The organism is Bradyrhizobium sp. CB1717 (assembly GCF_029714325.1).
GTDB lineage: Bacteria > Pseudomonadota > Alphaproteobacteria > Rhizobiales > Xanthobacteraceae > Bradyrhizobium.
Map to the genome: position 1 here is coordinate 208,354 of NZ_CP121666.1, position 12,939 is coordinate 221,292.

Sequence of the window (12,939 nt, forward strand, 5' to 3'; positions counted from 1 at the left end):
ACAGGACCACCCCAATGCGGGAAATTAAACTCCAGGACCTCAAGTCGAAGACCCCGGCCGAGCTCGTCTCGTTCGCGGAAGAGAACGGGGTCGAGAACGCCAGCACCATGCGCAAGCAGGAGCTGCTGTTTGCCATCCTCAAGCAGCTTTCGCTCGCCGAGACCGATATCGTCGGCGAAGGCGTCGTCGAAGTGCTCTCCGACGGTTTCGGCTTCCTCCGCTCGCCCGATGCGAATTATCTGCCGGGCCCGGACGATATCTACGTTTCGCCCTCGCAGATCCGCCGTTTCGGCCTGCGCACCGGTGACACCATCGAAGGCCACATTCGCAGCCCGAAAGAGGGCGAGCGCTATTTTGCGCTGCTGAAGGTCAACACGCTCAATTTCGAAGACCCGGAAAAGGCCAAGCACAAGGTCAATTTCGACAACCTCACGCCGCTGTTTCCGAACCAGCGTTTCCGCATGGAAATCGACGATCCGACGCGGAAAGACCTGTCTGCACGCGTGATCGACATCGTAGCCCCGATCGGCAAGGGCCAGCGCGCGCTGATCGTGGCGCCGCCGCGTACCGGTAAAACCGTGCTGATGCAGAACATCGCGCACTCGATCACGCACAATCATCCCGAATGCTATCTGATCGTGCTGCTGATCGACGAGCGTCCGGAAGAAGTCACGGACATGCAGCGCTCGGTGAAGGGCGAGGTCGTGTCCTCGACCTTCGACGAGCCGGCGGTGCGCCACGTTCAGGTCGCCGAGATGGTGATCGAGAAGGCCAAGCGCCTGGTTGAGCATGGCCGCGACGTCGTGATCCTGCTCGATTCGATCACGCGCCTCGGCCGCGCCTACAACACCGTGGTGCCGTCATCCGGCAAGGTGCTGACCGGCGGTGTCGACGCCAACGCGCTGCAGCGCCCGAAGCGCTTCTTCGGTGCCGCCCGTAATATCGAGGAGGGCGGCTCGCTGACCATCATCGCGACCGCGCTGGTCGATACCGGCAGCCGCATGGACGAAGTCATCTTCGAAGAGTTCAAGGGCACCGGTAACTCGGAACTGATCCTCGACCGCAAGGTCTCGGACAAGCGCACCTTCCCGGCGATCGACATTTCGCGCTCCGGCACCCGCAAGGAGGAGCTCATCACCGATCCGCAGGTGCTCAAGAAGATGTACGTGCTCCGCCGCATCCTCAATCCGATGGGCACCATGGACGCGATCGACTTCCTGCTCGACAAGCTGCGCTCGACCAAGAGCAATTCGGAGTTCTTCGACTCCATGAACACCTGAGTGCACTGCAGCAAAGAATTCAAGGGCGCCTTCGGGCGCCCTTTTTGTTTTGCAGCTTTGCTGCAGCAGAGTGCAGCATGGAAGGCAGCCGGTGACCTGATCTCGGATGACCTTCAATTTGTTGATATATCAAAATAATCCTTGAATTTCGGTGGGCCCATCCGCTGTGCCAGGAGGCATTCCTCCAGCAAAAATGCTGCGCCTATATTGCGAAGCAATATGAATTTGCTGCGGAATCTGGCGCAGCAAAATCCCGCCGCTGGCCGGTTCAAAACGGGATGTTTGCCTTTTCGCGGGGAGCCGGACAAATAGGCCATGCATCCGCGAGACCAGACCATTTTTGCGCTGTCATCCGGCCGGGCGCCCAGCGCGATCGCGGTGGTACGCGTCTCTGGCTCGCAGGCCGGGCTGGTCCTGACGACGCTCGCGGGCAGGCTGCCGGCGTCGCGGCAGGCCAGCCGCCGGCTGCTCCGGGACGGGGCGGGCCAGCCGATCGACGATGCGGTCGTGCTCTGGTTTCCAGGGCCGGCCAGCGCGACCGGCGAGGACATTGCTGAGTTCCACGTTCATGGCGGACGCGCGGTGCTGGCCTCGGTCCTCGCCGCTATTTCCGATATTCCGAATACACGCGCGGCCGAGCCCGGCGAGTTCACCCGGCGCGCCTTCGAGAATGGCAAGCTCGACCTGACCGAGGCCGAGGGCCTCGACGATCTCATCCACGCCGACACCGACCGGCAGCGTCGCCAGGCGCTGCGCCAGCTGCAGGGCCTCCTCGGCGACCGCGCGCGCGACTGGCGCGAGCGCATCATCGAGGCGTCAGCGTTGATCGAGGCCGGCATCGATTTTTCCGATGAAGGCGATGTGCCGGCGGAGCTGAGGGCGCCGGCGGTGAGAGCGATCAAGGCGCTGCACGACGAAATCGCAAAAGTGCTTGCGGCACAGGGACATTCTGAACGCCTGCGCGACGGCCTCGTGGTTGCAATCGCGGGCGAGCCGAACGTCGGCAAGTCGACGTTGATGAATCAGCTCGCGCGGCGCGACGTCGCGATCGTGTCGCCGCATGCCGGCACCACGCGCGATGTGATCGAGGTGTCGCTCGATCTCGACGGCTATCCGGTCACTGTCATCGACACCGCCGGCATTCGCGAGACCGATGATCCGGTCGAGCAGGAAGGCGTGAGGCGGGCGCGGGCGCGGGCTGAGGACGCCGACCTCGTGCTGTGGCTGGTGGAGGGCGGGGGCACCGTCGAGCCGGACGCGATGCGGTCGCTGAGGAAATCCGAAGCCGATCGACCTGGCGACACGGTCTGGATCGTGCGCAACAAGATCGACCTTGGCAGGACCGGAGGCGCCGAGCCGGTAGGCGAGTTCGGGATCTCGGCAAGCCGGGGCGACGGCATTCCCGAGCTGGTCGACGCCCTTGTCAAATTCGCCGCCAGTTTCTTCGGGACGACCGAGGGTGCCTTGGTGACCCGGGCCCGCCAACGCGATCTGTTGCGCCAGGCCTCGGACAGCTTGCGCCGGAGTCTGGAGCTTGTAGAAGAGGGCGAAGAGCTGGCCGCCGAAGAACTGCGCGCCGCCGCCTACGCCCTGGGCCGGCTCTTGGGCCGGGTGGACGTCGAGGACGTCCTCGGGGCGATCTTCCAGAAATTCTGCATCGGAAAGTAGCGCTAGTTCTTCATTGTAGAACTAGTGCTTGTTCCATTGCTTGTGTTTCACGTGAAACGAGGACAGTTCTCGTAGCCCCGGATGGAGCGCCGCGCAATCCGGGGCCGGTCGCCCGGCGGAGATACCTTCCCCGGATTTCGCTGCGCTCCATCCGGGCTACGTGGTTCCCATTGTTTCACGTGAAACAAGCGATCGGGGTCCCTCCTGGTGAAACCGAGTCTTCGGGCTCGGCGCGTTTCACGTGAAACAGCGGCGCTCTGTTCAGCCAGTCTAGATGGCTTCGTCTGCGGATCTGATGTCCCTTCACGAGCAGCGAGGGATTGGGCCGGTGGTCGCACTCGATCTCGTCATTGCGAGGAGCCCTTGCGACGAAGCAATCCAGACTGTTGCTGCGGGGGGGATCCTGGATTGCTTCGCTGTGCTCGCAATGACGGAGTGCGACGCGACGGTCTGACGTCTGATCCGGCTCCTCCCGTAACGAGCCAATAGGGGGTGGTGGGACGGTTTTCCCGGTGGGGAGCCACCAATTGTTTCACGTGAAACAGGAGACAGATCAGGGCGCCTCCTACTGTGCATGGGGTTGTTCTCGCGAAAATGCCGTCGTCCCCTTCGGCCCACCTGTTTCACGTGAAACGCGTCCTCACCCAGTTTCCACTTCCGGCTTTTTCCGCTCTGGGATAGAAGTCCGCCCATGCGGACAGAGCGAGAGAGTTTCGACGTCATCGTGATTGGCGGCGGCCACGCCGGCTGTGAAGCTGCGGCTGCCGCTGCCCGGATGGGTGCGACCACGGCTCTGGTGACGCACCGTTTCTCAACGGTCGGCGCGATGTCCTGCAATCCCGCCATCGGCGGTCTCGGCAAGGGTCATCTGGTCCGCGAGGTCGATGCGCTCGATGGCCTGATGGGCCGGGTCGGCGATGCCGGCGGCATCCAGTTTCGTGTTCTCAATCGCCGCAAGGGCCCAGCTGTGCGTGGTCCGCGCGCCCAGGCGGACCGAAAACTCTATGCAGCGGCGATGCAGGCCGCGATCCGCGAGACCGAGGGTCTTTCCGTCATCGAGGGCGAAGCCGACGAGCTGATCGTGGTCGAAGGACGCGTCACCGGACTGCGTCTGGCCAATGGCCGGGAGCTTCGGGCAGGGGCGGTTGTCGTCACTACCGGCACCTTCCTGCGCGGTCTGATCCATCTCGGTGAGAAGAATTGGCCGGCCGGCCGGGTCGGCGAGGCACCGGCGATGGGTCTTTCGGTCTCCTTCGAGCGGGCCGGGTTCACCCTCGGACGGCTCAAGACCGGGACTCCGCCGCGTCTGGACGGCACCACGATCGACTGGGCGGCGGTCGAAATGCAGCCCGGAGACGAGCCGCCGGAGCCGTTCTCGGTGATGACCGAGCGGATCACGACCCCGCAGATCCAGTGCGGGATCACCCGGACCACGCCCGCGACCCACGAAGTGATCCGGGCCAATGTCCATCGCTCCCCGATGTACTCCGGCCAGATCAAGAGCTCCGGTCCCCGCTATTGCCCCTCGATCGAGGACAAGATCGTCCGCTTCGGCGATCGCGACGGCCATCAGATCTTCCTGGAGCCGGAAGGTCTGGACGACAGCACCGTCTATCCCAATGGCATCTCGACCTCGCTGCCGGAGGAGGTCCAGCTCGCGATCCTCGCCAGCATTCCCGGCTTGGAGCGGGTGAAGATGGTCCGCCCCGGCTACGCCATCGAATACGACCACCTCGATCCCAGGGAGCTCGATCCAACCCTGCAGACCAAGCGCCTGCGCGGTCTGTTCCTGGCCGGGCAGATCAACGGCACCACCGGATACGAAGAGGCCGCCGGGCAGGGCATCGTGGCCGGCCTGAACGCCGCGCTCTCCGCCAGTGGGGCCGCTCTGACGGTGTTCGACCGGGCCGATGGCTATCTCGGCGTGATGATCGACGACCTCGTGACCCGCGGGATCAGCGAGCCCTATCGGATGTTCACCTCGAGGGCCGAGTACCGGCTGACGCTGCGGGCCGACAATGCCGACCAGCGCCTGACGGAGAAGGGCATCACTTTGGGGTGCGTCGGAAGTGCCCGGACGCTGCATCACCGCGCCAAGATGGACGCCCTGAACGCCGCCCGGACACTGTCGAAGTCGCTGACGATCACCCCGAACGAGGCGATCAAGCACGGGCTGTCCCTGAATCGGGACGGCCAGCGCCGCTCGGCGTTCGAGCTGATGGCCTATCCCGAGATCGGCTGGAGCCAGGTCCGCGCAATCTGGCCGGAGCTGTCGGCCATCGATCCCGTCATCGCCACCCATCTCGAGATCGACGCCAAGTACGATGTCTATCTGGAGCGCCAGAGCGCCGACGTCGAAGCCTTCCGGCGCGACGAGGGGATGGTGCTGTCGGAGGTGGACTACCAGCAGGTCCCCGGTCTCTCCAACGAGGTCCGCGCCAAGCTGGAGAAGGCACGGCCGTTCACGGTCGGCCAGGCCGGCCGCATCGATGGCATGACGCCGGCGGCACTCGGTATTCTCGCGGCCTATCTCCGCCGCGAGGCACGGAAGACTTCCAAAGCAATCGCATAGGCGTTTCACGTGAAACAGCGCGGACCGGGCGGGGACAGACCGCTATCGCGACGACCCGGAGCGGGTGAGGGCGCGGGTCGTCGATCCGAACCGGTGACGGCCAGGATCGACAAGGCCAGCGCCAACGATCGGTCGCTCGATGCCATCATCGCCGCGGACAAGATCGCGGCGCTCAAGCTCGCGCCCGTTTCACGTGAAACCGAGATACGGCTCGACCGCTACATTGCGCTGCTGCGGGAGTGGCAGGCCAAGACCAATCTCGTCGCGCCCTCCACCCTGCCGAACCTCTGGACCCGGCACATCGCCGATTCGCTCCAGCTCGTCGATCTCGCGCCGACCGCAAAGCGCTGGGCTGACCTCGGCAGCGGCGGCGGTTTTCCCGGCGTCGTGCTCGCCTGCGCCATGGCGGAGACTCCGGGCGCCAGCGTCCACCTCGTCGAGCGAATCGCCAAGAAGGCGGCGTTCCTGCGCGAAGCTGTCCGCGTCACCACGTCGCCGGGAGTCGTACATCTCGCTGAGATCGGGGATAATGTGGATAGAATCACCGGCCCCGTCGATTGCGTCACCGCGCGTGCGCTGGCTCCGCTACATCAACTCATCGGCTTTGCGGAGCCGCTGATGCGCCATGGCGCAAAGGCGTTATTTCCTAAGGGTCAAGATGTAGAGGCTGAATTGACCGAAGCCGCTAAATATTGGAATATTCAGCCTCAGCTCCACCAAAGCCGCACCGGTGATGGTTGGATCGTGGAGTTGAATGCCGCCGAACGGCGAGGGTGAGACGTTCAGGGGTGGAGTGGGGAAATTTCGATGAGCGTGACTGACGAGCCGCAAGACCAGACCGCCCAGGAACAGCCAGCTGAAGTCCCGCATGGCCACCCGCGCATCCTCGCGCTGGCGAATCAAAAAGGCGGCGTGGGAAAAACAACCACAGCGATCAACCTCGGCACGGCGCTCGCGGCGATCGGCGAGCGCGTCCTGATCGTCGATCTTGATCCGCAGGGCAACGCCTCGACCGGTCTCGGCATCGATCGTCGCAACCGCTCCTGCTCGACCTACGATGTGCTGATCGGTGAAGCGCCTCTGCGCGAAGCCGTGGTCTCGACCGCGGTGCCCCGGTTGCACATTGCGCCCTCGACCATGGATCTCTCCGGCCTCGAGCTCGAGCTTGGCACCACGCCCGGCCGCGCCTTCAAGCTGCGCGACGCGATCGGCGCGCTCAACAACAACGTCTCGCCGGACGCCGACTACACCTATGTGCTGATCGACTGCCCGCCTTCGCTCAACCTGCTCACGGTCAACGCGATGGCGGCGTCGGACGCGATCTTGGTGCCGTTGCAGTGCGAGTTCTTCGCGCTCGAAGGTCTGTCGCAATTGCTGCAGACGGTGGAGCAGGTGCGCTCGACGCTCAATCCGAACCTGTCGATCCATGGCATCGTGCTGACCATGTTCGACTCGCGCAACAACCTCTCCAACCAGGTCGTCGCCGACGTTCGCCAGTTCATGGGCGAGAAGGTCTACAAGACCATGATCCCGCGCAACGTGCGCATCTCGGAAGCGCCGTCCTACGGCAAGCCCGTGCTGGTCTACGATCTCAAATGCGTCGGCAGCGAAGCTTACCTGCGGCTCGCCACCGAAGTGATTCAGCGCGAGCGCGAGCTGCGCACGACGCATTAGCGGTGCCGTAGGGTGGGCAAAGGCGTCTTCGCCGTGCCCACCATCTTCCGCACATAAACAACTGGTGGGCACGCTTCGCTTTGCCCACCCTACGATAATTCAGTTCTGGAGTGCTGCACCGTGAATCCAAGGGAGCTGGCGATGGCCGACGAAGCGCGTTCGCGACTGGGCCGGGGTCTTGCAAGTCTGATCGGTGACGTCGGCGGCGAGGCTCAGCACGTCGATCGTCCGCGCGCGCAGCGCAAGGTGCCGATCGAATTCATCAAGGCCAATCCGCGCAATCCGCGCCGCACGTTTTCGGATACGGAGCTCAAGGAGCTCAGCGAGTCCATCAAGCAGCATGGCGTGATCCAGCCGATCGTGGTGCGTCCGGTGAAGGGCGCGCAGGACCGCTTTGAGATCATCGCCGGCGAGCGGCGCTGGCGTGCCTCGCAAATGGCCGGCCTGCACGAGGTGCCGATCGTCCCGGTCGACATCAGCGACAGCGATGCGCTGGAATTCGCGATCGTCGAGAACGTGCAGCGCGAGGACCTCAACCCGATGGAAGAGGCGCAGGGCTATCACGCGCTCGCCAATGAGTTCAAACGCAGCCAGGACGACATCGCAAAGGTCGTCGGCAAGAGCCGCAGCCACGTTGCCAACATGATGCGGCTGACCAAGCTGCCGGCCGAGGTGCAGGCCTTCATCGCGACCGGTGAATTGACGGCGGGTCACGCCCGCGCGCTGATCGGCGTCCCCGATCCGCTCGCCGCCGCCAAGCGCATCGTCGAGGAGGGCCTCAACGTCCGTCAGGCCGAGGCGCTCGCGCATGAAGAGGGCGTACCGGAGCGCAAGCCGCAGAAGGCGCGCTCGACCGGGGGCAAGGAAAAGGACCCGGATACGATCGACCTCGAGAAGCGCGTCAGCGACGCGCTCGGCCTCAAGGTCACCGTCAATCACCGCGACCCCGGCGGCTCCGTGCAGATCAACTACCGCAACCTCGATCAGCTCGACGAGGTGATGAAGCGGCTCGCCAAAGGCGCGCTGTAGACGCGCCGACTCTCTATCACCGTCACCCTGAGGTGGCCGCTTCTTCAGCGGCCCTCGAAGGGCGACGGCCCGGCTGTATCTCGGCCGTTCATCCTTCGAGGCTCCCCGCGCGCCGCGTTGCGTCGCACGGCTCGCACCTCAGGATGACGGGTTTGGCGCTTCGCTCTGTCATTGCGGGCGGATCTATTTCCACGTCGTCATTGCGAGCGCAGCGAAGCAATCCAGGATCTTTCCGCGGAGGGACTCTGGATTGCTTCGCTGCGCTCGCAATGACGAGTGGAGAGAGCTACGCCGACGTGGCGAGAACGGAGACCTAACCCCGCCGCTTCGCATTCGCCGCAATCGCCATCAGCGTGCGCTGGGCGATGGCGGCGGCTAGCGTCGATTGCTTGCGGGTGTCGAGCGCGGCGGTCGCGAGCTGCTCGATGATGGCGGCGAGGCGCGCCACGCTGAAATTGCGCAGCGCGGTTTCGACCATCGGCTTTCGTGAAAAATGTAAGCGCGGAAAGCCGCCGTCGAGCACGGCGGAGGCCGGCTGGCCGTCGGCGATGGCGAGTGCGGATTTGTGCAGCCATGCGGCCTGGCGCTGTGCGGCCGAGATGATCACGCCGGGATAGGTGCCGGCGATCATCGCTTTTGCAAATTCGGTCTCGACGATGTCGGGCCGGCCGGCGAAGGCGCCGTCCACGATCGGATCGAGCTTCAGCTCGGACGCGTCGGCGACCACGGACATCACGTCGTCCAGCGTGATCTCGCCCTTGCCATGCGCGTACAGCGTGAGCTTGCGCAGCTCGTTGCGCGAGGCCTGGCGGTCGCCGCCAAGGAAGGACATCAGCGCCGCGCGGGCATCCTGCGCGATGCGCAAATTCGCGATGCGGAGCTCGTCCTCCATCAGCTTGGCGAGGTCGCGCTCGGTATCGGGATAGCAGCCGATCGCGACCGCCGTCCTGGCCTTCTCGCAGGCTTTTCGCAGCGGCGATTCCGGGCGCAGCTCGCCGGCCTCGATCACGATGCGGCAATCCTTCACGCTCATCTCGGCCAGCGTATCGATGCCGCCGGCAAAGCTGCGCGAGCCGGCGCGGATGCGGATGGCGCGGCGGCCGCCGAACAGCGGCACCGTCATGGCTTCGTCGACGAGCCGCGACGGCTCGGCGGAGAGCTCGTCGCCGTCGAGCTTCACCAGCGAGAAGGGATCGTTGGGATCGTCGACCGCCGAGGCGATCAGCGCGTCGGCGCGTTCGCGGACGAGGCCGGCGTCGGGACCGTAGAGCAGGATGATCGGACGGCCCGCATCGGGGCGGGCGAGGAAGGCGTCGATTTCTTTTCCGCGCAGCGCGACCATCGGCCTAGATCGTCATTCCGGGGCGCGCGCAGCGCGAACCCGGAATCCAGAGGTTGGGGATCGAGATTCCGGGTTCATGCTTCGCATGCCCCGGAATGACGGAATGGAATCAGGTGCCCGCGGTGAAGAACGCGGCGAGCCGGGTATTGATGTTCTCCGCGATCTCGTTGGCGGCACGATCCTCGGCATCGCGAACGGCGCGGTTGCGCGAGAAGCGCTGGTAGGACCCGGGCATGTCGTAGGACACGCGCGAGAACGTGGTGCCGGTCATGACCGACTTGCCGCTGACGATCTCAATCAGATTGTACTGGCAGTCGATGCCGAAATTCTCGCTGCTCGGCAGACCCGTGTTGGGATCGACGATCAGGGAGGAGCGGCTGGAGTTGAAGCGGATGTCCAGGCGGTGCGTCGGCGGCATGCCCGTGGCGCTGCCGTAGAGCTTGAAAGCCAGGGCATTGCGGACCTCGACGCCGACACGAGCCTCGCGGGACGCGTTGGGCTTGCTGATGGGCGGCAGCTCGACCCCCATCAGCTTCTCGCGCAGGCCGGGGGTGCCGTCGCCCCGGTCGGCATACATCGGCTGGAAGCAGCCAGCCGTCAGCGCCGCCAGTGCGGCGACTGCCAGCAGGCGGGCTGCGATGCGGATCCTAGCCGACAACATTCACGATCCTCTTGGGGACGATGATCACCTTGCGGACGGGCTTGCCGTCCAGGGCCAGCTTTACCGCATCGAGGGCCAAAACGGCAGCCTCGATTTCCGGATTCTGAGCCGCTGTTGCAACTGTGACCTCACCCCGCTTCTTGCCGTTGACCTGGACCACCAGGGTCACGCTGTCTTCAACCAGCAAATCGCGTTCGATTTGGGGCCAATTGGCCTCCGAAACCAGCCCCTGCTGGCCCAGAGCCAGCCAGCACTCCTCGGCCAGGTGCGGCATCATCGGGGAGAACAGCTGGACCAGGATCTGGCCGGCCTCGCGGATGGCCCAAGCCAAATCTGGAGCGAGGTCAGCCGCCGGCTGGCCGGGTTGCTGGAGCACCTCCGAGAAGGTGTTGGCGAATTCGCGGATATGGGCGAGGCAGACATTGAAGTGCAGCCGCTCGATCCCGGTGGTGACCTTGTCCAGCGCGCCATGGGTGGCCTTGCGGAGGGCGGTCGCATCCGGGCCGAACGAGGCCGGCCGCGCCGCCGGCGCGCCCTTGCCGAACTCCACGGAGTCGTTCACGAGCCGCCACAGCCGCTGCACGAAGCGCGAGGCGCCCTGGACGCGCTCCTCGCTCCAGATCACGTCGCGGTCGGGCGGAGAGTCCGACAGCATGAACCAGCGGGCGACGTCGGCGCCGTAGGTCTCGATAATGTCGTCGGGGTCGACCGTGTTCTTCTTCGACTTCGACATCTTCTCGATCGGGCCGATCTGGATGTCTTCGCCTGACGACAGCAGCGTCGCGCGGCGGCCGTTGCCGCCGACCTCGATCTTCACCTCGGCCGGCTGCACATAGGTGCCGTCGGCCTTCTGGTAGGTCTCGTGCACCACCATGCCCTGCGTGAACAGGCCGGCGAACGGCTCGTCCAGCGCCACGTGCCCGGTCGCCTTCATCGCGCGGGTGAAGAAGCGGCTGTAGAGCAGATGCAGGATCGCGTGCTCGACGCCGCCGATATACTGGTCGACCGGCAGCATCCGGTTGGCCACGGCAGGCGTCGTCGGCGAAGTCTCGTTCCAGGGATCGGTGAAGCGCGCGAAGTACCAGGACGAATCCACGAAGGTGTCCATGGTGTCGGTTTCGCGGCTAGCGCTGCCTCCGCATTTCGGGCAGGTGACGTGCTTCCACGTCGGATGATGGTCGAGCGCGTTGCCCGGCTTGTCGAAGCTCACATCCTCCGGCAGCACCACCGGCAGGTCCGCATCCGGCACCGGCACGACATCGCATTTCGGGCAATGGATCACCGGGATCGGGCAGCCCCAATAGCGCTGGCGCGAAATGCCCCAGTCGCGCAGGCGGAAATTGACCTGGCGCTCGGCGACCGGCGCGTTGCCGCGCAGCTCGCTCTCGAGACGCTTCGCCACCTCTTCCTTGGCCTGATCGATGGTCATGCCGTCGAGGAAGCGCGAATTGATCATACGGCCGTCACCGTCATAGGCGGTGTCGGTGATGACGAACGATTTCGGATCCTGGCCCTCGGGACAAACGACCGGCGTGTTGCCGAGCGCGTACTTGTTGACGAAGTCGAGGTCGCGCTGGTCGTGCGCGGGGCAGCCGAAGATGGCGCCGGTGCCGTATTCCATCAGCACGAAGTTGGCGACATAGACCGGCAGCTTCCAGCTCGGGTCGAACGGATGCACCGCGCGGATGCCGGTGTCGAAACCCTGCTTCTCCGCGGTGTCGATGAGCGACTGCGCCGTGCCGATCTTCTTGATGTCGGCAATGAACTCCGCAAGCTCAGGGTTCTTTGCGGCGGCGGCCTGTGCCAGCGGATGATCCGCCGAGATCGCCATGAATTTTGCGCCGAACAGCGTGTCGGGACGCGTCGTGAAGATCTTCAGCTCGCTTTCGCCGGCGGGCGTCGTCGCCGCATCCAGCGCGAAGCGGATCAGCAGGCCTTCCGAGCGGCCGATCCAGTTGCGCTGCATCAGCCTGACCTTGTCGGGCCAGCGGTCCAGACCATCCAGCGCCGACAGCAGCTCCTGCGAGTACTTCGTGATCTTGAAGACCCACTGGCTCATTTCCCGTTGTTCGACAACGGCGCCGGAGCGCCAGCCGCGGCCGTCGATCACTTGCTCGTTGGCGAGCACGGTCATGTCGACCGGATCCCAGTTGAGCTTGCGCTTCTCGCGCTCGGCGAGGCCGGCGGCGAGCATGTCCAGGAACATCTTCTGCTGATGCTTGTAGTAGCTGGGATCGCAGGTCGCGAATTCGCGGCTCCAGTCCAGCGACAGCCCGATCGAGCGGAGCTGCTTCTTCATCGCGGCGATGTTGTCGTAGGTCCAGGCCTTGGGCGCGACCTTGCGCTCGATGGCGGCGTTCTCGGCCGGCAGGCCGAAGGCGTCCCAGCCCATCGGGTGCAGCACGTTGAGCCCTTTGGCGCGCATGAAGCGGGCCAGCACGTCGCCCAGCGTATAATTCCGGACATGGCCGATATGGATGCGCCCGGACGGGTAGGGGAACATCTCGAGCACATAGTATTTCGGCCGCGGATCGTCGTTCTTCGAGACGAAGATCGCCTGCTGGTCCCAGGCAGCCTGCCAGCGCGGTTCGGAATCGCGGGCGTTGTAGCGTTCGGAGGTCATGGAATCGTTGGTTTTTCTTGGGTTCGGCCGTCTAAAGACGGCGGACTAGGCCATAGAAGCCCTCGGGGGGTCAATGGGTTGCCTCACCCC

The 12,939-nt window shown here is 64.8% G+C and carries 9 protein-coding genes; 6 read left to right on the plus strand and 3 right to left on the minus strand.

The features are described 5' to 3' along the window. Positions 1-14 precede the first annotated feature (14 nt). The 6 genes from rho to QA649_RS01015 all read left to right on the plus strand — a co-directional run bounded on the left by rho (position 15) and on the right by QA649_RS01015 (position 8,223). Positions 15-1,280 (plus strand): transcription termination factor Rho, encoded by a 1,266-nt coding sequence (gene rho / locus QA649_RS00990; protein ID WP_011083462.1) that lies wholly within the window; start codon positions 15-17, stop codon positions 1,278-1,280. Between the two features lie 315 nt (positions 1,281-1,595). Next, positions 1,596-2,948, plus strand: a complete 1,353-nt coding sequence (mnmE, locus tag QA649_RS00995; protein ID WP_283022577.1) for a tRNA uridine-5-carboxymethylaminomethyl(34) synthesis GTPase MnmE — start codon at positions 1,596-1,598, stop codon at positions 2,946-2,948. A gap of 691 nt (positions 2,949-3,639) precedes the next feature. Then, a complete protein-coding gene (gene mnmG, locus QA649_RS01000; protein ID WP_283022578.1) occupies positions 3,640-5,520 on the plus strand; it encodes a tRNA uridine-5-carboxymethylaminomethyl(34) synthesis enzyme MnmG in 1,881 nt (626 codons plus the stop codon). 93 nt (positions 5,521-5,613) lie between these two features. Next, a complete protein-coding gene (gene rsmG, locus QA649_RS01005) occupies positions 5,614-6,297 on the plus strand; it encodes a 16S rRNA (guanine(527)-N(7))-methyltransferase RsmG (RefSeq protein WP_283022579.1) in 684 nt (227 codons plus the stop codon). A 30-nt stretch (positions 6,298-6,327) separates the two neighbouring features. Next, a complete protein-coding gene (locus QA649_RS01010) occupies positions 6,328-7,194 on the plus strand; it encodes a ParA family protein (protein ID WP_271510229.1) in 867 nt (288 codons plus the stop codon). Positions 7,195-7,335: 141 nt separating this feature from the next. After that, positions 7,336-8,223, plus strand: coding sequence for a ParB/RepB/Spo0J family partition protein (locus tag QA649_RS01015; protein WP_026312464.1), 888 nt, complete (start codon positions 7,336-7,338; stop codon positions 8,221-8,223). 313 nt (positions 8,224-8,536) lie between these two features. Here QA649_RS01015 and holA read toward each other — a convergent pair whose 3' ends face one another. From holA to leuS, 3 genes are all read right to left on the minus strand, one after another. Further along, complete coding sequence (gene holA / locus QA649_RS01020) at positions 8,537-9,565, minus strand: DNA polymerase III subunit delta (protein WP_018646017.1); 1,029 nt, start codon at positions 9,563-9,565, stop codon at positions 8,537-8,539. Positions 9,566-9,674: 109 nt separating this feature from the next. Further along, positions 9,675-10,226, minus strand: a complete 552-nt coding sequence (locus QA649_RS01025) for an LPS assembly lipoprotein LptE (protein ID WP_018646016.1) — start codon at positions 10,224-10,226, stop codon at positions 9,675-9,677. Further along, positions 10,213-12,849 (minus strand): leucine--tRNA ligase, encoded by a 2,637-nt coding sequence (leuS, locus tag QA649_RS01030; protein ID WP_283022580.1) that lies wholly within the window; start codon positions 12,847-12,849, stop codon positions 10,213-10,215. Before leuS ends, QA649_RS01025 begins: the two co-directional genes overlap by 14 nt. Between the last annotated feature and the right edge of the window lie 90 nt (positions 12,850-12,939).

What these genes read in the sequence shown, in the direction of transcription:
- rho (WP_011083462.1), top strand. Translation starts at nt 15, where the DNA reads ATGCGGGAAATTAAACTCCAGGACCTCAAGTCGAAGACCCCGGCCGAG.
- mnmE (WP_283022577.1), top strand. Translation starts at nt 1,596, where the DNA reads ATGCATCCGCGAGACCAGACCATTTTTGCGCTGTCATCCGGCCGGGCG.
- mnmG (WP_283022578.1), top strand. Translation starts at nt 3,640, where the DNA reads ATGCGGACAGAGCGAGAGAGTTTCGACGTCATCGTGATTGGCGGCGGC.
- QA649_RS01010 (WP_271510229.1), top strand. Translation starts at nt 6,328, where the DNA reads ATGAGCGTGACTGACGAGCCGCAAGACCAGACCGCCCAGGAACAGCCA.
- QA649_RS01015 (WP_026312464.1), top strand. Translation starts at nt 7,336, where the DNA reads ATGGCCGACGAAGCGCGTTCGCGACTGGGCCGGGGTCTTGCAAGTCTG.
- holA (WP_018646017.1), bottom strand. Translation starts at nt 9,565, where the DNA reads ATGGTCGCGCTGCGCGGAAAAGAAATCGACGCCTTCCTCGCCCGCCCC.
- QA649_RS01025 (WP_018646016.1), bottom strand. Translation starts at nt 10,226, where the DNA reads ATGTTGTCGGCTAGGATCCGCATCGCAGCCCGCCTGCTGGCAGTCGCC.
- leuS (WP_283022580.1), bottom strand. Translation starts at nt 12,849, where the DNA reads ATGACCTCCGAACGCTACAACGCCCGCGATTCCGAACCGCGCTGGCAG.